20 protein-coding genes and 1 riboswitch are annotated in these 20,581 nt (G+C 50.2%); of the genes, 10 read left to right on the plus strand and 10 right to left on the minus strand.

All coding sequences use genetic code 11. The features are described 5' to 3' along the window. Nucleotides 1-101: 101 nt before the first annotated feature. Genes ACO9K6_RS18745 through rluF form a run of 3 tightly spaced genes read left to right on the plus strand, consistent with a single transcriptional unit; the run spans nt 102 to nt 3,410 of the window. A complete protein-coding gene (locus ACO9K6_RS18745; RefSeq protein WP_424769077.1) occupies nt 102-1,925 on the plus strand; it encodes an ATP-binding protein in 1,824 nt (607 codons plus the stop codon). 53 nt (nt 1,926-1,978) lie between these two features. Continuing rightward, complete coding sequence (locus ACO9K6_RS18750; RefSeq protein WP_424769078.1) at nt 1,979-2,653, plus strand: NAD(P)H-binding protein; 675 nt, start codon at nt 1,979-1,981, stop codon at nt 2,651-2,653. A gap of 55 nt (nt 2,654-2,708) precedes the next feature. Further along, entirely contained in the window at nt 2,709-3,410 is a 702-nt protein-coding gene (gene rluF / locus ACO9K6_RS18755; protein ID WP_424769079.1) for a 23S rRNA pseudouridine(2604) synthase RluF, read from the plus strand. A 91-nt stretch (nt 3,411-3,501) separates the two neighbouring features. Here the strand turns inward: rluF and ACO9K6_RS18760 are convergent, their stop codons facing one another. Next, nucleotides 3,502-4,356, minus strand: a complete 855-nt coding sequence (locus ACO9K6_RS18760) for a flagellar motor protein MotB (protein ID WP_424769080.1) — start codon at nt 4,354-4,356, stop codon at nt 3,502-3,504. Beyond that, nucleotides 4,340-5,140 carry a flagellar motor stator protein MotA gene (motA, locus tag ACO9K6_RS18765; RefSeq protein WP_424769081.1) on the minus strand — a complete coding sequence of 267 codons (801 nt, stop codon included), beginning with the start codon at nt 5,138-5,140 and terminating at the stop codon, nt 4,340-4,342. The genes ACO9K6_RS18760 and motA overlap by 17 nt, the downstream gene beginning before the upstream one ends. Before the next feature lie 183 nt (nt 5,141-5,323). Between motA and ACO9K6_RS18770 the strand changes: the two genes are divergently transcribed. Both ACO9K6_RS18770 and ACO9K6_RS18775 read left to right on the plus strand, forming a co-directional pair. Next, on the plus strand, nt 5,324-5,617 hold the full coding sequence (locus ACO9K6_RS18770) for a hypothetical protein (RefSeq protein ID WP_424769082.1): 294 nt from the start codon (nt 5,324-5,326) through the stop codon (nt 5,615-5,617). A 128-nt stretch (nt 5,618-5,745) separates the two neighbouring features. Continuing rightward, nucleotides 5,746-6,981 (plus strand): EAL domain-containing protein, encoded by a 1,236-nt coding sequence (locus ACO9K6_RS18775; protein WP_424769083.1) that lies wholly within the window; start codon nt 5,746-5,748, stop codon nt 6,979-6,981. Between the two features lie 7 nt (nt 6,982-6,988). Here the strand turns inward: ACO9K6_RS18775 and ACO9K6_RS18780 are convergent, their stop codons facing one another. Continuing rightward, a complete protein-coding gene (locus ACO9K6_RS18780) occupies nt 6,989-7,510 on the minus strand; it encodes a GNAT family N-acetyltransferase (protein WP_424769084.1) in 522 nt (173 codons plus the stop codon). Between the two features lie 112 nt (nt 7,511-7,622). Between ACO9K6_RS18780 and ACO9K6_RS18785 the strand changes: the two genes are divergently transcribed. Then, nucleotides 7,623-8,876 (plus strand): MFS transporter, encoded by a 1,254-nt coding sequence (locus ACO9K6_RS18785; protein WP_424769085.1) that lies wholly within the window; start codon nt 7,623-7,625, stop codon nt 8,874-8,876. A 24-nt stretch (nt 8,877-8,900) separates the two neighbouring features. Here the strand turns inward: ACO9K6_RS18785 and ACO9K6_RS18790 are convergent, their stop codons facing one another. The 4 genes from ACO9K6_RS18790 to ACO9K6_RS18805 form a co-directional block, all read right to left on the minus strand. Further along, entirely contained in the window at nt 8,901-10,247 is a 1,347-nt protein-coding gene (locus tag ACO9K6_RS18790) for a cryptochrome/photolyase family protein (RefSeq protein ID WP_424769086.1), read from the minus strand. 166 nt (nt 10,248-10,413) lie between these two features. Then, complete coding sequence (locus ACO9K6_RS18795; RefSeq protein WP_424769087.1) at nt 10,414-10,893, minus strand: C40 family peptidase; 480 nt, start codon at nt 10,891-10,893, stop codon at nt 10,414-10,416. Between the two features lie 3 nt (nt 10,894-10,896). Then, a riboswitch (cyclic di-AMP (ydaO/yuaA leader) is annotated at nt 10,897-11,047 on the minus strand. A gap of 373 nt (nt 11,048-11,420) precedes the next feature. Then, nucleotides 11,421-12,242: a hypothetical protein gene (locus ACO9K6_RS18800; protein WP_424769088.1), complete on the minus strand. Its 822-nt coding sequence runs from the start codon at nt 12,240-12,242 to the stop codon at nt 11,421-11,423. Nucleotides 12,243-12,269: 27 nt separating this feature from the next. Beyond that, nucleotides 12,270-14,285, minus strand: coding sequence for a M1 family metallopeptidase (locus tag ACO9K6_RS18805; RefSeq protein WP_424769089.1), 2,016 nt, complete (start codon nt 14,283-14,285; stop codon nt 12,270-12,272). Nucleotides 14,286-14,391: 106 nt separating this feature from the next. On the opposite strand from ACO9K6_RS18805, the gene ACO9K6_RS18810 reads away from it, so the two are divergent. The 4 genes from ACO9K6_RS18810 to ACO9K6_RS18825 all read left to right on the plus strand — a co-directional run bounded on the left by ACO9K6_RS18810 (nt 14,392) and on the right by ACO9K6_RS18825 (nt 17,464). Then, complete coding sequence (locus tag ACO9K6_RS18810) at nt 14,392-14,916, plus strand: YwhD family protein (protein WP_424769090.1); 525 nt, start codon at nt 14,392-14,394, stop codon at nt 14,914-14,916. A 114-nt stretch (nt 14,917-15,030) separates the two neighbouring features. Further along, a complete protein-coding gene (locus tag ACO9K6_RS18815; RefSeq protein WP_424769091.1) occupies nt 15,031-15,675 on the plus strand; it encodes an RNA polymerase sigma factor in 645 nt (214 codons plus the stop codon). Further along, nucleotides 15,672-16,259, plus strand: coding sequence for a hypothetical protein (locus ACO9K6_RS18820; protein WP_424769092.1), 588 nt, complete (start codon nt 15,672-15,674; stop codon nt 16,257-16,259). Before ACO9K6_RS18815 ends, ACO9K6_RS18820 begins: the two co-directional genes overlap by 4 nt. Before the next feature lie 35 nt (nt 16,260-16,294). Further along, complete coding sequence (locus ACO9K6_RS18825; RefSeq protein WP_424769093.1) at nt 16,295-17,464, plus strand: hypothetical protein; 1,170 nt, start codon at nt 16,295-16,297, stop codon at nt 17,462-17,464. Between the two features lie 154 nt (nt 17,465-17,618). On the opposite strand, the gene cyoD is transcribed toward ACO9K6_RS18825, so the two are convergent. The 3 genes from cyoD to ACO9K6_RS18840 are packed head-to-tail and all read right to left on the minus strand — an operon-like array spanning nt 17,619 to nt 20,567. Continuing rightward, a complete protein-coding gene (cyoD, locus tag ACO9K6_RS18830; protein ID WP_424769094.1) occupies nt 17,619-17,948 on the minus strand; it encodes a cytochrome o ubiquinol oxidase subunit IV in 330 nt (109 codons plus the stop codon). A 1-nt stretch (nt 17,949) separates the two neighbouring features. After that, nucleotides 17,950-18,597 carry a cytochrome o ubiquinol oxidase subunit III gene (cyoC, locus tag ACO9K6_RS18835; protein WP_424769095.1) on the minus strand — a complete coding sequence of 216 codons (648 nt, stop codon included), beginning with the start codon at nt 18,595-18,597 and terminating at the stop codon, nt 17,950-17,952. Further along, nucleotides 18,597-20,567 carry a cbb3-type cytochrome c oxidase subunit I gene (locus ACO9K6_RS18840; protein WP_424769096.1) on the minus strand — a complete coding sequence of 657 codons (1,971 nt, stop codon included), beginning with the start codon at nt 20,565-20,567 and terminating at the stop codon, nt 18,597-18,599. Before ACO9K6_RS18840 ends, cyoC begins: the two co-directional genes overlap by 1 nt. Between the last annotated feature and the right edge of the window lie 14 nt (nt 20,568-20,581).

Consider the following 20,581-nt stretch of genomic DNA (forward strand, 5'->3'; position numbering starts at 1 on the left):
ACATTGTTGCGCACAATCTATTCACACCTGTGTACAACTTATGTTGATAATGTGAATGAATTGTTAATAAACAGTCATGATATAAAAGGACGTGTCATTTATTGTCGATTAAGATGAAATTATCCATTATGATTTCTCTTATTGTATTGACGTTTTTCATTCTCCATCACATGTTCAGTGAATACTCGATGATTCGGGGTATGCAGGTGCAGGCCCAGCAAGAGATGCAGGAGACATCCATGCATTTTGCGAACTCGGTTGCCTTCTACGAGCAGAAGCGGGGTTCGGCCTCTCTTCCATTGGAAAGTACTTCGAGTCCGGAGCACCTATTCGATATGGTCCAATTATTAAATCCAAATATAAAGGAAATCACGGTCTTTGATCAAGCTACATTAAAGATTCCGTATGGAGCGTATACGTACCGCGACTCGATAAGCGACGACGCGTTCCTTAGATCCCTGAAGAAAGATGAGTTTACGCTGCAAAAGATGGAGATAAACGGCAAGTCCTATTTTCGCAGCTATTACTCGACGGAACGAACGGGCAATTACATTATTAGTATCGTGTACGATAAAAAGCAAATCACAGAGCTTATCAGTAAGGGACGCAATGACACGCTCATTTTTACCGGATTGAAGATGCTGCTTGTGCTCTTTATCAGCTATTGGTTGGCAGGGATGATGCTTAGGCCCCTGAAGGATATTTTGTGGAAGGTCAATGAGGTATCATCGGCGCGCTTCCATCAACCGATTCAAATTAAGAGCAAGGATGAATTTGGATTGCTTGCTCTGAAAATTAATGCGATGTCGCAAAATTTAAGCATCTATATGAATAAGCTGCGTCGGGCCTTTGAGGAAAATCGCCGGATGAAGGAGCATTTGGAGTCTTTTATCAATCATACGAGCGATGCCATTCATCTTGTCGATTTGGAGGGAAGGGTGATCCAGGTTAATCGGGCATTTGAGCTGCTGTTCGGTTATGAGGAGGAGGAGGCTATCGGCTTGATTTATCCGACCCTTCCGGATTCACACAAAGAAGAGAAGAAACATATGCTGAACCAGCTGTTAGCGGGCAAGGTGCTTCCCGCTCAAGAGACGATGAGAGTGACGAGAGCGGGAGAGATGATTCCGGTCAGCGTTACGATTTCGCCGATTCGTGATTCAGACGGCACCATTCGCGCTTTCGCAAGCATATCGCGGGATATGCGGAGCCGTAACAAAATGGAGGAGCTGCTGCGCCGTTCAGAGAAGCTGACGACTGTAGGGCAGCTGGCAGCAGGTGTTGCGCATGAGATTCGCAATCCGCTAACGACGCTTCGCGGCTTTCTCCAGCTGCAGCAGGAGACGAAGAAGCTGACGCTGATGCATGTCAGCCTCATGCTGTCGGAGCTGGACCGGATAAACTTGATTGTTGGTGAGTTTCTTATTTTGGCCAAGCCGCAAGCGGCAAGGTTCGTTACGAAGGATGTCAGGGCTGTGCTTCAGGATGTTATCGCCTTAATGAACAGCGAAGCGCTGCTGCATAATATCGAATTTCATGTGGCCTTTACGGAGGAGAAGTGCTGCATCTCATGCGAAGAGAATCAGTTGAAACAGGTGTTTATCAATTTACTGAAGAACGCGATTGAAGCGATGCCGAGCGGCGGCGTAATTCACATTCATATTACCCACAAGCGTGGGCATATATCGATATCCATCATGGATGAAGGGGAAGGCATTCCGGAGGATATGATTCAGAAGATTGGCGATCCGTTTTTCACAGGCAAAGAAACGGGTACGGGCCTTGGTATTATGGTCAGCCAACGGATTATTAATAATCATAAAGGCACATTAGAGATCAAAAGTAAGGTGAATGTCGGAACGACCGTGCATGTCATGCTCCCCGCTTTGAAAGAAGAAGACGAGAGCGGTATACTAGGATCATAAACGGGCATGACTCATCAAATGGGTATAAGACGGAGGGGGCGGCAAATCGGCCTATGGGAAAAAAAGCGCTGGTTGCAGGAGCGACGGGATTGGTTGGACAGGAGCTTGTAGACCTCCTGCTAAACCATAACGCCTATCATAAAGTGATTGTTCTTGTACGAAGAGAGATGAATATCACTCATCCGAAATTAGAACAACAGATCATCGACTTTGAGCAATTGGAGCACTTATCGCCGGATCTCGTTGCAGGCGCGGATATATTTTGCGCCTTGGGCACAACCATCAAGAAAGCCAAAACGAAACAAAATTTTATGCGGGTTGATTATGACTACCCCATGACTCTTGGGCGGCTGGCGAAGCGACATGGTGCAGAGAAAATGCTCATCGTGACAGCTATGGGAGCGAGCGAGAAGTCGATGTTTTTCTATAGCCGCGTAAAGGGAAAGGTTGAAGAGGATTTGAAAGGTCTTGGATTAGACTCACTTCATATTTTTCGGCCGTCACTTATAACAGGAGACAGGCAAGAGCATAGATTCGGAGAACAAGCAGCATCCGCAATAGGAAGAAAGCTTCCTTTTTTGTTTAAAGGGAAAATGGAGAAATATAAGCCTATTGCTGCACGCACGATTGCACAAGCCATGGTTAATGCGGCTGCCTCAAACATCAGATCGTCTACTATGATGAACTCTGATGAAATGGCTCGTTTATCGGTGAAAGGCCTGCAATAAGAATATTCTTCACGGAGATACATACAGAAGATTCATACTACGGGGTGAAGCTGCTTTGAGAATTAATAAATTCATAAGTGAAACGGGATTTTGTTCCAGACGCGAAGCGGATAAGCTGGTGGACAGCGGACGCGTGACCATTAATGGTGAGGCTGCTCAGCTCGGCAGCCAGGCGGAGCCGGGGGACGATGTTCGCGTCGACGGCAAGCCGATCGGTGAGCAGAAGCGTCACGTCTATATTGCACTCAATAAGCCTGTGGGCATTACGAGCACGACCGAGCTTCATGTGAAAGGCAATATCGTTGATTTCATCGGGCATACGGAGCGGATTTTTCCGATTGGACGGTTGGACAAGGATTCAGAAGGATTAATTCTACTCACGAATGACGGAGATATCGTCAACCCAATTTTACGCTCGGAAGGAAAGCATGAGAAAGAATATGTGGTCACGGTGGATCGTCCAGTTACCGCCGAATTTTTGAATGGAATGGCAAGCGGCGTACATATCCTCGGCAGTATGACGCTGCCCTGCAAGGTGACGAGAGTCGGGGATCGCGTATTCCGGATTATTCTGACAGAAGGACGTAATCGGCAAATTCGCAGAATGTGCGAAGCCTTCGGCTATCATGTGAGAAGGCTGCAGCGGCAGCGTATTATGAGTATTCATCTTGGAGGGCTGCCGCTTGGCAAGTGGCGTGATTTAACCGAAGCAGAGAAGGCGACGCTGTTCCATACCTTAAACTATAAACCTATGTAGCAGCCCAATAGACCCCTGCGGTCAAATGAAAATATCCCCTTATTGGACCGCAAAAGAAGCGGAACGAATAAGGGGATTTCGTTGTATTCTTCTATTCCTGTGCAACCGAGAGCTTCTGAGCATTTAAAGCATCTGTGTAAGTATGAATGATCGATACGTCGACACGGCGGTTTTTGGCCCGGCCTTCTGCCGTATTGTTGTCGCCCACCGGGCGGTATTCGCCGTAACCGATCGCGCTGAAGCGTTCCGGCTTCAACGCTGTATTCTCAAGCAGGATATCCATGAAACGAATGGCGCGCATGGAGCTTAAATCCCAATTCGACCTGAACATTCTGGTATTGATCGGAACATCATCCGTGTGACCGGAGACAATAACCTCGTATTGTGGATATTTCTGCAGCATCTTTCCGATGGCAACTGCAAGCTCCCTCGATTCCGGTTTCACGTCTGCTTGTGCCGGAGCGAACAACGCGTTATCGCTGATTGATATCATCAGCTGAGAGAGATTGAGCTTTGTTTCCAGATCGGTGGTTAGACCTTTTTCTTGGATATAAGCATCAATCTGTTTTTTCAGTTCCGCAAGATCCTTCTGCTCCTGCTCGATAAGCGCATCAAGAGCGGCCTGGTCTGCCGTTTGGTCATTTTGGCTATTGTCTTCCGCTTCCTGGGTGTTTTCTTCCTCTCCCTGAGCGCCTTCTTCGTCCTGCTTCTTGCCGTCATCATCACCAGATCTGACAATAGCAGTGTTCTCCATAATTCCGCTGCCATTGCTAAGGGCAATGTTAAAGGCTTGGGACATCTCATCAAACTTCTTAACATCAACAGAATTCATGGAATATAATACGATAAATAGTGCCAGGAGCAGAGTCATCAAGTCGGCATAAGGAATGAGCCACGATTCATCTACGTGCTCCTCATGATCATCATGTTTATGCTTTTTGCTCAACGGCTCCTTCCTCCTTCTCTCTCATCTTCGTTCTTTCCGTTGGTGTCAGGAATACAGAAAGCTTCTGACTAATCGCAATGGTCGACACACCGGATTGGATGGAAAGAAGACCCTCAACCATCATAAGACGGATTTGCACCTCTTGCTTGGACATGCGCTTCAGCCTGTTGGCAATTGGATGCCATAAGACATAACCTGTAAAGATACCGAGCAGGGTTGCGATAAAGGCGCCGGCAATCGCATGCGCAAGCTTATCCATATCGCTCATATCCGCCAGTGCTGCGATTAGGCCGACAACGGCCCCGAGTACACCAAGCGTAGGAGCGTAGGTGCCTGCCTGGGAGAAAATAAGGGCGCCTGCTTTATGGCGTTCCTCCGTGGCCGCGATATCCTCGAGCAGAACATCGCGAACGAAGTCCTGGTCATTGCCGTCAATAATCATGCGCATCCCGTTGCGAAGAAACGGATCTTCGATTTCATCGACCTTCGCTTCAAGAGCCAGCAAGCCCTCGCGGCGCGTAATCGAAGCCCATTCCATGAAGCGTTCGATGAGAACATCGCGCTGCGGCAAATTTTGTCCGGAGAATACCATTTTAAACAGCTTGCCTATCTTGGACAGCTCGGACATGGGAAAAGCAACCATTACCGAAGCTGCTGTACCTAATAGAATAATCATATAAGCTGCGGGATTAATAAGGGACGAGAGGCTGGCTCCTTTTACAACCATCCCTCCAAATACAGCGATAATACCTAACACAAGACCGATAATAGTTGAATTTTTCATCATACACCCCGTCTAATACGATTTTCGACATTTCTCTACTTCTTCTATTATCGTCAAATGTGTAGGCTGAAATTAGAGTAAATAGTACGATTTAAAGGCGAATCCGTTAAAAATTGATGAAATGCGTTAGAATAGTAGAGAGATCCAAATAAAATGAAATCGCGCAAAGGTGGTTATATAAGTATGGGAGTACGTCATGCAAGAGAATACGCTGATATATTGAAGGATTTGACAGCTGCTGTGGCGGAAATAGAAGGCAGCTACACTTTTTTTGAAATGGAAGAAGAGGAGTGGCGAGTACTGCCCGAGGGGGATCGGCATGAGGTAATGGAGGCACTTGCCGATGATGTATTTTTTGGATTAGGCGAAGATCCCGTTATTAAGGTAGGCGAAGGTGTCATAATCTATAACAGCAAGCATCATATCATTGAAGTATCGCAAGGAGAGAAAGTAACACAGATCATAAGATTGATATGAGTTTGTATGATTAATACAAATAAGTATAGATTTTTCGACATATCTTTACAATTAAAAGCGGCTGGATTACAATATTAATCATTAAATGACAGAAAAATTAACACCCATGTAACACTAAGGAGAGCGCTATGAACGAGTGCCGAACATCGAAGAAGCTACCGGAAGCGCTTGGTTTAGACGATGAAGCATTAGCTGCATTTTATCAACCGATTATCGCGATGGATACTAGAAGGATTATAGGGTACGAGGTGCTGGGGAGAGCTGTTAAGGGTGATTCTGTGCGCAGCCTGGGACCCTTCTTCGGGGATGAGCGGGTTGCGCTGGAGGACCATATCCTTGTGGACAGATTGCTTCGGGAGCAGGCATTCGCGAAGCTGGCACAGTTGGAAGAGCCGCCGATGCTGTTCATTAATTTAAAGCCTTCATGGATATATCGAAATGAGGAGTTAGGCGAGCTTTATACGCTCATGTTGTTGGACAAGTACGGCATAGACCCGAGGCGGATCGTGATTGAGATTACGGAAGAGAGCTTCAACGGCTCCATGGATGGACTGCGCGCGGTCATTGATATTTATCGATCGAGAGGCTGCTTGATTGCCATCGATGATGTTGGAAGCGGATTTAGCAGCACGGATCGCATCGCCCACATTCAGCCTAATCTGCTAAAAATCGATATTCATATGATCAAAAAAAGCGCGACGCATGACGGCTATTTCGGGGTGCTCCGCTCTTTCTCCGATCTGGCGGAGCATATCGGCGCTTCCCTGCTGGTCGAAGGAGTAGAGACGCGTGAGGATCTCGCTCGTTCCATTCAAGCGGGAGCTCGTTATGTGCAAGGCTTTATGTTCGCAAAGGCGGAGCCTGGGTTCCGCGATCCGAACTGTTTCGCGCCGATGATCGAGGCAGAGCTTGAGCAGCATCTGCAGCGGTTTCTGGGCACCGAGCGGTATTGGCAAGGTCAGGCCGAGCAACTGGCTGACCAACTTGTCGAAATTGTGAAGACGGCCGGCTATCCGGTGAATGCGGATGAATGGATCGAAGGGTTAACCCCCCAGATTTATGAACCGTGCATAAGAGTATATTTGTGCAGTGAGGATGGCATCCAGCTGTCATCTAACTTTTGCCGGGAATCGGCGAAGACATGGAAGCGGGAGGAGCAGTATCGCGGCATAAATTGGAGCTGGCGGCCTTATTTTGTCCCGAATCTGGTTCAGCTTAATGAGCGGCGCAGATCGATCGTATCACGAACCTATACCGATCTGGATTCACATGCGCGGATTCGTACCGTCTCTATATTAGCCGCACCCGGTCTTATCTTATTTATGGACTTGCAGGACATGGAGCGGGCAGCGATGCGGCTCTGACAGGATCCTATTGCTCTTCAGGCTCATAGACCATGCAATGACATTCGGCATATCCAGTCACGGTTCGGCGGGAATACGTGTCGGACACTCGAAAGCCGGCTTGCTCATATGCGCGTATGGCTCGTCTATTCCACGTAACGACCTCCAGATCGATTTCATGCTCCGGCGTTCGTTTCCTTGCTTCTTCTGCAATGAGCCGTATAAATTCGGGACCAAGACCTTGGCCGCACAGCTCGGGCCGCATGCCTAAACCAAGCCTGGTTACGCCTGCGATTGGGAAAAACTGCGCAAAGCCGATCAGCATTTGCTCATCGTTAAGCACTGCAGCATACTGCGCTTCACGAAGGACGGAATCGCCAAATTCGATTCCGTCCTTTTGCATGTCCTCCCAAGTCGGCCAATTGTAAATATCAAAGGGTGCCTCGTAGCTCCAATCGCAAATTTCGAGAGCATGCCGGATTTCGAGCGGATGTATGGTCATCTTCAATTGATGTCGTTTATAATGATTGGAGCTTTCATTATCGTGCATGAGGGACGGCCTCCATAAGATCATTGCGCTTGGATAAGCGTATAACAGTTGAAACAGGATTATTATATCAGATAGCACGACCTGACGTGCATTTATAAGGAGATTCGCTGACATGAGAAAATTGATCTGGCTAGGCTGCTTGTCCTATCTTGTCATTGGGGTTGCCCATGTTGTAGGAGGAGCTATATTAGAACAGTTGATCGCGCATTACGGCTTAACCTACAAGGACGGCGGTCAATGGATTATGAATCAATTCCTTGGCTTTCTAGTCGGCGTCCTGCTCGCGCCTTCCATTACAGCAAGAGTCGGGAAGAGAGGCGCCGTTCTTATAGCTGTAGGTTTATTGACGGTTAGCGAAGCGGCTTACAGCCTACTCCTTCCTTGGGGATGGATGCTGGCGATTGCTCCGCTGGCCGGCTTTGGGTTCGGTATGACCGAGGCTGTCGTCGGTGCGATGATTATTGATATGGCCAAGGACGGCAAAGCTACGGCGATGAGTCGTCTGGAGACGTTTTTTGGTGTCGGTGCGCTATTGATCCCGATAGCGGCGGCTTACTTAATTACAAACAATATATGGCAGGTGTCCTTCCCGATCTTGGCGGCGCTGGCCGGCATTACATTCGTGCTTTGGCTGACGACGTCGTTCGGAGAACTGGATGAAGAGCTGGGGTTCATACCGCAGACAGCGGAGGAGAACAGGGAGATTAAAAAGAAGACGGCTTCTGCTGCAAGCTCCAGAGGCGCCTCGGCTTTCTTTGGGTACCCGCGCCAAGCGCTGCCGTTCCTGCTGCTGGCCGCTTTGTTTTTTATGATTTATGTCGGGATGGAGATGAGCTTCTCGAATTATTTGCCATCGATCCTGATTGCCCGCTCGGATGTCGGTGAAGCGGGGGCGGCGGCAGTGCTCAGTTTATTCTGGGGAACGGTCGTGCTGGGACGAATATTCGCGGGTGTGCTTGCTGAACGGATGGGCTATGCCCGCTACTTATTGATAGCCACGGTAGGCGCAGCCATTGTCATTGTTTTAATGGCAGCGATAGGGCAGTTGAGCTGGATGCTTGTATGGGTAGCGCTTAGCGGTTTGTTCTTCTCGGGCATCTTCGGTATCGCGCTCGTCTATGCGAACGTGCTTATTCCAGGGATGACGGAGCGCACGACAAGCCTGCTTGTCGCCTTTGGCGGCCTTGGCGGCGCCATATTCCCTCGACTGACAGGCTGGTTCATGGATCGGTTTCAAGTGCAGGCAACCTTGTGGTATATTAGCGCACTCGTGCTGCTTATGCTGCTTCTATTAGCCGTCATGCTCGTGCTCGGCAGAAAGCGCAGTCAAATACAGGAGCGGAGCGATGCGCTTGCCGAAGCATAAGGATGTATAGCGGGATAATGGCCGTTATTTCATTATCGTTTTGTACATGTCGATCGCTCGTGCGCGAGAAGCCTTTAGATCAACGATGGCGCTGCTGAGCGGCTGGTGAATGCTCTTGCCCGGCATATGTGCGAGATGCGGCAGCCAGTGTCTGATGTAGCTTCCGTCTGGATCATGCGTCTGCGACTGCGTCGCCGGATTCATAATTCGGAAATAAGGAGCGGCATCATAGCCAAGCGAGGAGCACCACAGCCAGCCTCCGCGATTCAACGTGTTATCGTAGTCGCTTAAGTGAAGGCGGAAATACTGTTCGCCAAGCGTGAATGGACAGAGCAGGTTTTTTGTCAAAAACATAGCGGTCACCATTCGCAGCCGATTTGGCAGCTCGCCTGTCCGATTCAGCTGTGTCATGGCCGCATCGATAATCGGAATGCCGGTTGCGCCGGCCGCCCACGCTTCGAAGTGCTCGTCTGTTAACGGGGAAAGGTCTGCTAGCTGCTCATAGCGGAAGTAGTCCTCATGATACATCGCCTGGTACAAATAAAAATCGCGCCATGCCAGCTGCCGCAGCCAAGACTCCGAGCCCGGCAGTCCCTGCGTTGCTTCGTAGGCTTGACGAGCCGAGATTGCCCCTGTATTCAAGTAGCGTGCGAGCCCGCTCGTATGCTCCTCCGCATAGGCATCGCGGCAATCCGCATAGCCGGCAAGCCTCTCGCGGACAAAGCGCTCAAGCCTAGCTTCCGGTTTTTCTGATCCGCTTAAACCGGCTGTACCGCCCAGCGCACTAGCGATGGGCTCAGGCAAGGCAAACTCGGCAGCAACGGCACTGCTTATCTCCCCCATGGTTTTCAGGTCATGGATTGTGGCCATACTCATTGGACTATAGCATTGCAGCATATAGCTGCTCCACATGCGATAGAACGGCGTGAACACTTTATACGGCTCCGATCGCCGGGCGAATGCGGGGAAAGCCTCAAGATCAGCCAGCGGCGCATCTTGAAGTGACAACCAGCGTCGCCCTAGTCTGATGGCCGTTTGCTGAAGCCGCTCATCCCGGCTCCGCGAGTATGGCGTGTAATCCGCATGAACGATGACCTCGTCAATGGGATGGACCTGCAGAAGCGCCTCGATGATTCGTGAGGGGTCGCCATGCAGCACATGAAGCTCTTTGCCGGCATTTGAATAGCTTTGAAGCAGGGCGGCGGCTTGGTTCACAAAGTTGCGTCCGCTGTGGCTGGTAAGACGGCCGTCAACCGTGAAGGTCGGATCTAAAATAAACAAATGGATACCTTCTGTATCCCTCTTTTGTAAATAATCAAATGCGCGCAAATCGGAGGTACGCAAATCCTTGCGGTGAATAAACAAATACATCTGGTCCTGCTCCTTTCCTATACCGCAGCAAAAAACGCTGTTTCATTGAAGACAGAATAAAAACAGCAAAGCCGCATGCGGTTTGTCGTAAATGGACAAACAGCTGCGGCTTTGCTGGGCGAGTTTATCCTTACATCCCTCGCCTCGGAGGGGCGCTTAGATTACTCTATTTTGTTTCAGCAGCATACTTCTCGAAGCCTTCCGAGTCAAGGACGCGGCGCGCGGTTACAAAACGTTTCTCGTAATAAGAGGAGTCGATTTTGTCTGTTACAACGCCTCTGCTGGAGGATGCGTGCGCAATTATGCCGTCTCCAATATAGATGCTGACATGAGAAATGGCGCCGTTATTGCCGCCGATCGTGTCGAAGAACACAAGATCTCCCGGAAGCAGGTCAGCCTTAGCGACCTTCGTTCCTTCTTTTGCTTGTGAAGAGGAGGTACGCGGAAGCTCGATGCCCATTTTATTGAATACATATGTCGTAAAGCCGGAGCAATCGAAGCCCTTCGTTGAGTTTCCTCCCATTTTGTACGGACTACCAATAACAGCATTGGTATATCCGTTCAGCTTGGAATCTGCGAATGCGCTTCCCGCTTGAAAAGCAAGCATAAGCACGATACCAAGGAGCAATGCGGTAACCTTTTTCAATGGTGGAGCTCCTTCCAATGCCGACGAGGTTAGCTGTGGGGTTCGGTTGAAGGTCCCCTATGATTCCTCCTACGCTGAGCAATTCAGACGTCAGAATCAATTCACCCAAAGTGGTTCCCCCGTTTCCCGTTAGGAAATTAGGCAGTTATGAGATGTACTCGTGAATTATTCGATTTATTTCATTAAACTCCTCCCTCTACTGGGTAATTCTAATAATTCTCATGTAACCTTTAGACTAATATGGCTTCTTTTAAGCATCATTTCTGGAATAAAACAAATGGCAATCCTGCTTTTTGATGATATCGCGCGACTTAATTTCATTAATTATGTAAAGCCTTCGTGAAATATGCCGATTTGTCCTGCTGCAGTGAAGCTGCGCAGACTAGTCCAATGGCCTAAAGCAAGCGGAATTATGCCATTTCGGAGCCAAAAGATTAAAAAAATCTCATGATTTGAAATATCCGAAAATACAGGCAAAAAACCTCCCCTACCACTTTTTTTCCGTGGCATGAGAGGTTATTTACAATCTAAGAAATACGTTTCGTCTGCAAGCAATCGAATTGAGCCGCAATCGTCCACACCTTCATCAGCGTTCGCACGAGATGATAGCCTTGATGCAGAATAAGCGCGAGCAAGCCGGCCCAGATCATAGATACACTGGATACGACAAGTCCAAGAACTGCGCTAATGGCCCACATGAGCAGTGAAATTGCGGCAAATGCCAGAAAATTTCTTACTGCATGCCACAGGGAGGGAAGTATCCCTTGACCTGATGTCGCGCCGAATTGCATCGCCAGGAACAGCAGGTGCAGTACCGTGCCCCAAAGCGCCCAAAGCGCCGCTCCCGGCAGTACCGCTTGCAGCAGCTCCGGGACGGAGCCGCTGGCAAGCAAGGAGTCGAGCGCGCGGGGCAGCAGCCACCAGGCGGGGGCCAGCACAAGCACCGATTCCAGCCAGTAGAGCAGCATGACCGGCTTCCAGGCTTTGCGAATGCCCTCGAGGAAACGGGTGCTGGCTCCATCCCTCATCTGGTGATGCATGGAATACAGTAGACCTGCATTAAAAAGCGGCGTCAGCAGCATTCGAGCAGCGAATAAGCCGCCAAGCATCCAAAGGTATGGCGTAATGAGATCCGTCTTAAACAGATGAATCTGTGCCTCCGTCATGAAAAGCTGTACAGCTGATTCAGACGGATACTTGCTCGGAAACCGCCGCAGCAGCGGAGAAATGACCGAATCAATAAAACGATATAAGAAAAACCCCCAGGCGAGCTGATAAATAAATAATAAAATCACAAGGTGAAAATGCTTGCCTGTCAGCCACCAGCCTTGCTTCATATGAATCTTCATCGATTATCGCCCCTTGAACGCTATTACTTACCAGCTCAGCGACCCGAGCAGCCCTTCAATCAGCTTGACAACGCCAAGGCTCCATCTTGTGCGGCTCTCTTCCGGCAGTTGGGCTTGCATATAGTTATTGATTATTTTATTGTCCAGCACGTTGGTGTGGTTAGGATCGACGACTGCCCAGTCGAGCGGCGCAGTATGCACCAGCTTATAATGCATATGGGATTGCTCCGCGTTCCAAAGCATCGACACCTTCTTGCCGTCCGTAAACTGCATGACAATCGGAATCTCGCCATTGACTCCGCCATGCCGCTTAACCAGTACGACAGATTCGTACATGTCCGTCCCCTCCAGCGTTACCGGCCTCACCTGAATGGACGCGATAGAGAAGTCCGCCATTTGATCATCATAGACATACTGACTGAAGTAGTCATGCCATTTTGTCTTCGTGACCTGTTCAACCACCCGTTGGAAATCTGCCGTAGAAGGGTGCTTAAACCTATATTTCTGAAAATAAGTTCTCAAAATTTTCTGCATCGTTCGCTCTCCAACCTGATTCTCGATGCCAATGAGGACGAGCTTCGCTCTCATGTATACATTCTCGGCATATTGCGAGTGGCTCTTATAGGCCCAGGAAGGCTGCTTGAGTGGTGCGGGATCAGTCATATAGCTTGCTTCCACGCGGAGATTAGCTTCGATGCCGTAGGCAGCCTCCATGACTTTATCCTCCGCATAAGAGGTGAAGCCTTCATCAAGCCATGCTTCCTCGAATTCGTTGGAGGCGACCATGCCATACCAAAATTGATGGCCGATTTCATGCACGACTGTGCGCTCCAAATCATAGCCGGGGTTTTCTTTCTCGGCCGCAAAAGCGGTAATAAGCGTAGGATACTCCATGCCGCCGGCCCCGTTCGCTCCCTTAGGCGGAACAACGATGGAGAGTGTACTGTATGGATACTCACCGTACCACTTCGCATAGCTCGACAAAGCGGATTTGGCAGCATGCATGTACCTGTCCCTCAGCTTCGCGTGAGCCGGATCAAGGTAAAGCTTGATCCTTACGCCGGGAATACCCGTATCGGAGTAAGCCGTTTCCTCGTAGACGAAATCAGGCGAAGCCGACCAAGCAAAATCGTGCACATCATCGGCGTAAAACTGATAGATCTTTGTCTGTTCCTTCATCTCAATAGCTTTCGTCTGGAAGCCTGTAGCGGCAACGGTATAGGCCTCCGGTACCTTGATCCGAACGCTGTAGATGCCGAAGTCACTGTAGAATTCGGAGTTGCCATGATACTGATGCACATTCCAGCCCTCGGCCGTGCGGCCTCGCGTGCCTGCGGTTTCGTATACAGCAAGCTTAGGGAACCACTGACCGGCCATGACGAAGTTTCCGGAGTAGCCCATGCGCGCGAATACCTCGGGCAGCTTGACTTCAAAGGCCATCCGCAGCGTGATTGAATTGCCTGGCGCTATAGGCTCAGGAAGGCGGATTTTGGCGAGTGTGCGGTCGTTCTCGTTGCCATCATCGGGTTGTACGTACTGCAGACGCGGCAGAAGGCTCTCGCCATTTAGCATTTCCAGCGTTAGAAGGTTCATATGGCCGTTGCTGGCGGCGGTGGCTTTGTCCTGACGAAGTTTGCCGCCGGATTCCTGCATGAACGTCGTTTTGTCTGACTGGAAGGCATTCGGATACAGATGGAAGTAGAGCTCGGACACTGTTTTTTTACCTGGATTGGTCCAGGTTACTGCTTGTTCGCCGTTTAAGCGCTGCGCATCCTCCAGTAAATGAACGTTGATATGGTACTCAACGACCCGGTTGCTGAGTGATTGCGGCTTTGGCGTCATGATGATGTTCGGCTCCTGCACGACGGGCGGCTTGGCCGAATTTTGGACAGGGACAGCTGCTTGCTTGGCTGCGGCGGCGGGGGCGAAAGCATACGTATATTGGGATTGCCAAGCAGTCCCGAAGTCGTGCTGCATAGATACAGCGAGCAGGACGACTGCGAGTGATACGAATAAAAAGCGTTTGAAATAGCGTGGAGTCATTGAACGTTTCCCTCCCGTTGACAAGCATCTACAGCATGTATATGTTTGCTTTTCGAGGAATATTAGCTAAAATGGAATTATTGTATCGGGGAAGGTGTGAATACGCGTGACGGAAGAACAAGGCCAAGCGGCTCAGCCGGAGAAGAAGGAAAAAAAATCACTGTCGCTCAACGTAGTGAGCAGCAAAAAACATAAAGGCTTTGGGGCGGGAACCATCGATTTAAGCGATATATCCTGCGTCATTATCGATGATGGCGTCGCTTATATTGACGTGGGCGCGATGCACGCGAAGAGCAAGATTGAGCGTGGCATCAAGTTTACGCCAAACAAAGAGGACACGCCGAACGGCCGCCAATGCTGGATCGTCTGGGTAGCCGTCGACCGCAATGAGGAAGGATCGTATTATGCAGGCGCAACGGCATGCGAGATGCTGATCGATACGGAAGCGAAGCGAGGCTGGAAAATTCTCGCCGATCACGTGAACAAGCTGGACTACTCGCTTAAGCGCCGCTTTATGCTTGGTGAGCTGGGCGATGTGGATAAGGCTGCGCTGCTTAAGCTGCTCGTTGAGCATAATCAAGAGTGGTGGGACCGCTCGCCTGAAGAGCTGAAGCAGGCTTTGAGCGTGTAAGGGAAGCTTCTTCCCGGGAACATATAGGCGAAAGCCGCAAATAAATGATGAGAACCTCATTGTTCGTGAAGCTGGTCTTGCGAATGATGGGGTTTTCCGCGTTGCAAGGGCCTTTTGAAAACGCGAAAAAATTTTTTTTGGAAAAGTGCAGGGGAAGCGGGACTGGCAGACGTCTATATTATTGGGAAGGAGGGGAGCGACATTCAAGACGAGGATTGGATCAAGGCGGTACAAAGCGGCGGGCCCGAGCAATATCGACCGTTCGTGCAGGCTTATGGTCCGTACATCTATAGAACGGTCTTCGCAGTGCTTCATTCGCCGCATGACGCAGAGGATGTCACGCAGGAAGTGCTGCTGCAAATTTATCGCTCCCTCCCGGATTGCCGATTGGACGGGCTGAAGACATGGATTACCCGCATTGCCGTCAATCGGGCTATCGATTTCAAGCGGAGCAGAGCGCGCAGACCTGAAGCGCTGTCTGACGGGGAGCAGATGTCGGAGCGGGCGCAAGAGGAGCGGACTGGACTTCCCGCTGCCGAGATCGTAGCGATGGAGCTAGAGGATAGGCGGCAGATTCGCGAGAAGGTAGACATGCTTCCGGATAATTACCGGGAGGTCGTAACCGCTTATTATATCGAAGACAAAAGCTATGAACAGATTGCTGCCGAAACGGGGCTGGAGCACAAGAGCGTAGAGTCCAGGCTCTACCGCGCTCGAAGCTGGATGAAGCGTCACTGGCGGAAGGAGGACTTTGAATGAGCGAAAGCAACGAAAGACAAGCGATTAGCCGACACGAGTCATTAGCGAAGGCTCATATTTCGAAGGAGCAGCTAGAACGATACTTGCGGGATCTGCTGCCGGAACAGGAGCGCGCTCAGATTGATCATGATCTTGCACAGTGCGAAGAGTGCCTGCAGCTGTTCCTATCCGTTGTAGAGGCAGACATGGCTGGGAATAACGGCATGCCGCAACAAATGCCGGATATGGACCTGCTTGAGCAGCGAGTCGTATCGCAGCTTATGAACGAGCAGCAAGCTATGGCGCGTCCGAATGCGAATCCTTCTGTCGCGGCCGCTCATGCGAAGCCATCCAGGCGTCGCTCATGGCTGCAGCATCCGGTGGCGCACTATACGATTGCGGCGTCTATTACGCTGCTTCTGCTAGGGAGCGGAGCCTTTGCTGCCTTATCCGAGAGACTGGCAGAGCAGGACCTTTACGCGGGTCTGCAGCAGGAGCCGGAATCCGCTCTGCCGGAGACAAGCCAGACGGAATCCTGGTCGGAGAAGGTGGTCAATCAAACCGGTTCATGGCTCGAGGGCCTGCAGGCCGCTCGATTTAAATAAAGACTTACAAGCAGATAGAGAGGAATGAATTCACAATGAACAAAAGCCCGTTAGCCGCGTTTTTGTTATCCTTTATACCCGGCGCTGGACATGCCTACCTGGGCCGGCCCTTCCGAACCATCCTTTATGGAGGGGGCTTCTTTGGACCGCTGGGGTTATTGTTTTTAATGATAATTACACATACTGGTAGAGATAGCCGCCTCATTTTATTTATGCTGTTTATCGCCGCCCTTACCTGGATGATCAATATGATTGATATGATCATTTCGCTTGTTTCAGGCAAATCGCCTGGAATAAATACAGAGTCTGCGCCGGTTGGCGCCTACCGGGAAGCGTCTGCTGCTGCTTCGTCGCTATCCGATGAGCAGCAGCGCGAGAAGACGCGGACAATGATGCTGTCCATCCTTCCAGGATTGGGACACATGAGTCTCGGGCTAATGCAGCGCGGCATTACGCTTCTCATTTCGTTTATCGGGTTGTTCGCAATCATCGTGTTTCTCAGTGTCATTATGAATACGGGCGCGCTCCTTGTTTTCTTGCTGGTGCTGCCGGTTATCTGGATCTATGGCATGTTCGATGCGATTTCGCATCTGGACGCCAAGCAGCGGGGAGAGCAGCTTCAAGACCGCGCAATATTCGAGGGTTTGGAGGGCCATATCGCATCCGGCCGCAAGAACAAAGTGCTCGCTATTGCGCTTTCGATCTTCCCAGGCGCGGGTCATCTCTATCTGGGGCTGCAGAAGCGGGGGCTTCAGCTGATGGGCGGTTTTTTGCTAACCATCTATATTATGGATAACCTGCGCTTGTCATTGTTTTTTTTCCTGCTTCCCTTATTCTGGTGCTTTGCGTTCTTCGACGCTCTTCAGCAGACATCGCGCTATGAACGTCAGGAAATGACCGATGAGCCGTTGCTGACGCAGATCGTGCCGTATCAGCGCTGGTTCGGAATTGGGTTGCTTGGTTTTGGTCTGTTTTATTTGCTGGATCGTGTTGCGGCAGAGGTCGTATCGCGATATTCAAGCGAAATTTATTCGCAATATGTACAAATCAAATATATGATTCCGACTGCGGTCATTGCTTTCATTATGATCTTAGTTGGACTGCGGCTCGTATTCGGGAGCAAGACCTCTTCAAACGCGCAAGCGGCTACCCCGCAAGCTCCTCGGTCACTTATGTTATCCAAAGAAGAGGAGGAGACGCATTGAGCACTTTAAACACGGCGGGTTCATCTCCGACAGGATCGACCCCCAGCTCACGCTTATCGTACCGAAGGGCATAGAGCTTGTGAAGCGAGAGCACTAGGCCTAAGAATGATAACAAAAGAGGGACTGTCTTCGCGGACAGTCCCTCTTTGCATATTCAGTTTGCTACCGAGTTGTACGTCATAATCCAGATCGATCCGGCGACGATTGTCAGCAGTATGACCAGGCCGAAGATAAGCGCCATCAGATTGTATCGCGGCTTCTTCTCATCGCGGATATGCATGAAGAAAATGAGCTGTACCGCGAACTGCAAAACGGCCATCACGAGAATAAGCACCGTCGTAGCGGATTTGCTCAGCAGATCATTCAGCACAACAACGAGCGGGATGATCGTCAGAATGATCGAAAGCAGGAAGCCGGTAACATAAGCCTTCATCGATCCGTGCGTCTCGTGGGCATCATGCGCATGTGAATTATGCTTTTCCATCCTACATCACCCCCATCAAGTAAACGATCGTAAATACGAAGATCCATACGACGTCCAAGAAGTGCCAGTACAAGCTGATAATGTTTACTTTGCGCTTTGTGACCGGCGTTATGCCACGACGAGCCAGCTGAAGCATCAGCGCGATCATCCAGACAAGACCGACTGAAACGTGAAGTCCATGCGTTCCAACTAAGGTGAAGAAGGCCGACCAATAAGCGCTGGTCCCGATGTTAGCACCTTCATGCACCAGGTGCATAAACTCCGTAACCTCCAAATAAATGAACGCAGCGCCGAGCAGAGCGGTAATTCCGAGCCACAAAATAAGGCCGCGCTTGTTCCCTTTATTCATCTGAAGCAAGGCGATGCCGCTTGTGAAGCTGCTCGTGAGAAGGATGAAGGTCGATATAATAATGCCGTTTATTTCAATCAGCTCTGCACCCGTCGGTCCTCCGTCCGTGTTCAGACGGAGGACAACGAAGGTCGCGAATAATGTACCGAATAATATAACGTCCGTAATAAGAAATAGCCAGAAGCCGAATGTCTTCATCGACTCTTGATCATGATGATCATCGTGGTGCCCGCCACCATGGCTGGCATCGTGACCGTGGCCGCTATGCGAACCCGCAGGCTTAGTAATTGCATGTGCCATTAGTTTGACCCCCTTAACGCGGCTTCCGTACGCTCAATCTCGTCAACCGGGATGTAATAATCGGTATCGTAGGAGAACGAACGAGCCAGCATGCATATGGCTACGCCGATCAGCCCCGGAATGGCCATCCACAGCCAATCCCATACAAAGCCGAAGCCCGCGAAGAAAAAGCATAGTGACATGATAAACGGAATACCGGAATTTTTCGGCATGTGAATCGGTTCCAGCGGCGCCAAAGGCTTCTCAGGCTCGCCATTGGCACGGCGCTCCTTCTCTTCCCACCACGCATCTTGGCTCGTAACCTGCGGCAAGCGAGCGAAGTTGTAGAGCGGCGCGGGTGAAGGAATCGACCATTCAAGCGTACGGCCATCCCATGTATCTCCGGATTTCGCTTTCTTATAGAACTTAATGCTATGGGCGATTTGCCACATTTGGAAAATAAACGCGATCCCCATCAGGAATGCCCCGACAGTCGACACAACGTTAAGCGGCTGCCAGCCCATGTCGAAGTTGTATTCGTTGAAACGGCGCGTCATACCCATAAAGCCTAGCGCATACTGCGGCATGAAGCAGACATAGAAGCCGATGTTCCAGAACCAGAATGCCCATTTGCCGAGTCCTTCATGCAGTGTGAAGCCGAACATTTTTGGCCACCAGTAGTACAGGCCTGCGAAGAAGCCGAATACGACGCCGCCGATAATAACCTGATGGAAATGCGCAATCAGGAAGTAACTGTTATGGAACTGAAAGTCTGCCGGTGCGACAGATAGCATCACGCCGGTCATCCCGCCGATGACGAAGCAGGGGATAAACGCTACAGTCCATAGCATCGGGGTTGGGAAGGATAGCCGTCCGCGGAACATGGTGAACAGCCAGTTAAATACCTTAACCCCTGTCGGAATGGCAATCAGCATAGTCGTTAACGCGAAGAACGCATTGACATTCGCGCCGGAGCCCATCGTGAAGAAGTGATGCGCCCACGTGAAGAACGAGAAGAAGCTGATCGACATGAGCGCGAACACCATCGATTTGTAGCCGAACAACCGTTTTTTCGAGAACGTTGACACGATTTCCGAGAATATACCGAATGCCGGAAGAACGATAATGTAAACCTCAGGATGACCCCACATCCAGATAAGGTTAATGTACATCATCGGGTTTCCGCCGCCGTCGAGCGTGAAGAAATGCGCGCCCACGTAGCGGTCAAGGAACAGCAGGAACAAGGTAACGGTCAAAATAGGGAAAGCGAACATAATCGTTACGCAGGATGAAAGCACCGACCAGACGAACATCGGCATTTGCATGAGCTTCATTCCTGGCGCACGCATTTTCAAGATCGTGACGACAAAGTTAATGCCTGTTGCCAACGAGCCGATACCTGAAATTTGAATACCCCATATATAGAAATCCTGCCCGAGACCCGGACTGCCTGATGGCCCTGATAAAGGTGGATACGCGAGCCAGCCGGCATCCGGCGAACCGCCGATTACGAACGATACGTTAAACAGCATGGCGCCAAAGAAGAACATCCAAAAGCTTAGCGAGTTGAGGAACGGAAAGGCAACGTCGCGCGCCCCGATTTGCAGCGGCACGACGATGTTGAATAAACCGAACATCAACGGCATCGCCATGAACAAAATCATAATAACGCCGTGGGTGGTGAAAATTTGGTTATAATGCTCCGCGTTCAGAAACTCAAGCTGAGGAGCGGCAAGCTGTACCCGCATGAGCAGCGCATCGACGCCGCCGCGGAAAAGCATGAGAATAGAAGCGATGATGTACATGATACCGATTCTTTTGTGATCGACGCTAGTCAACCATTCCGTCCACAGCCAGCGCCATTTCTTGAAATAGGTGAGAGCGAACAGAATGGCAACGAGTGATAAACCAATGGATACTTGAGCCCCTAAAATAAGCGGGTCGCCAGTAACGAAAAACTCGGATGCGAATTCCTTGATTTTGTCTAACATGAGGGGTCTCCTTT

The organism is Paenibacillus praedii (genome assembly GCF_049725345.1).
Lineage (GTDB): Bacteria > Bacillota > Bacilli > Paenibacillales > Paenibacillaceae > Pristimantibacillus.

What these genes read in the sequence shown, in the direction of transcription:
- ACO9K6_RS18805 (WP_424769089.1), bottom strand. Translation starts at nt 14,285, where the DNA reads ATGACTCCACGCTATTTCAAACGCTTTTTATTCGTATCACTCGCAGTC.
- ACO9K6_RS18800 (WP_424769088.1), bottom strand. Translation starts at nt 12,242, where the DNA reads ATGAAGATTCATATGAAGCAAGGCTGGTGGCTGACAGGCAAGCATTTT.
- ACO9K6_RS18775 (WP_424769083.1), top strand. Translation starts at nt 5,746, where the DNA reads ATGAACGAGTGCCGAACATCGAAGAAGCTACCGGAAGCGCTTGGTTTA.
- ACO9K6_RS18785 (WP_424769085.1), top strand. Translation starts at nt 7,623, where the DNA reads ATGAGAAAATTGATCTGGCTAGGCTGCTTGTCCTATCTTGTCATTGGG.
- ACO9K6_RS18750 (WP_424769078.1), top strand. Translation starts at nt 1,979, where the DNA reads ATGGGAAAAAAAGCGCTGGTTGCAGGAGCGACGGGATTGGTTGGACAG.
- motA (WP_424769081.1), bottom strand. Translation starts at nt 5,140, where the DNA reads ATGAAAAATTCAACTATTATCGGTCTTGTGTTAGGTATTATCGCTGTA.
- ACO9K6_RS18840 (WP_424769096.1), bottom strand. Translation starts at nt 20,567, where the DNA reads ATGTTAGACAAAATCAAGGAATTCGCATCCGAGTTTTTCGTTACTGGC.
- ACO9K6_RS18825 (WP_424769093.1), top strand. Translation starts at nt 16,295, where the DNA reads ATGAACAAAAGCCCGTTAGCCGCGTTTTTGTTATCCTTTATACCCGGC.
- ACO9K6_RS18780 (WP_424769084.1), bottom strand. Translation starts at nt 7,510, where the DNA reads ATGCACGATAATGAAAGCTCCAATCATTATAAACGACATCAATTGAAG.
- ACO9K6_RS18770 (WP_424769082.1), top strand. Translation starts at nt 5,324, where the DNA reads ATGGGAGTACGTCATGCAAGAGAATACGCTGATATATTGAAGGATTTG.
- cyoC (WP_424769095.1), bottom strand. Translation starts at nt 18,597, where the DNA reads ATGGCACATGCAATTACTAAGCCTGCGGGTTCGCATAGCGGCCACGGT.
- ACO9K6_RS18790 (WP_424769086.1), bottom strand. Translation starts at nt 10,247, where the DNA reads ATGTATTTGTTTATTCACCGCAAGGATTTGCGTACCTCCGATTTGCGC.
- ACO9K6_RS18820 (WP_424769092.1), top strand. Translation starts at nt 15,672, where the DNA reads ATGAGCGAAAGCAACGAAAGACAAGCGATTAGCCGACACGAGTCATTA.
- cyoD (WP_424769094.1), bottom strand. Translation starts at nt 17,948, where the DNA reads ATGGAAAAGCATAATTCACATGCGCATGATGCCCACGAGACGCACGGA.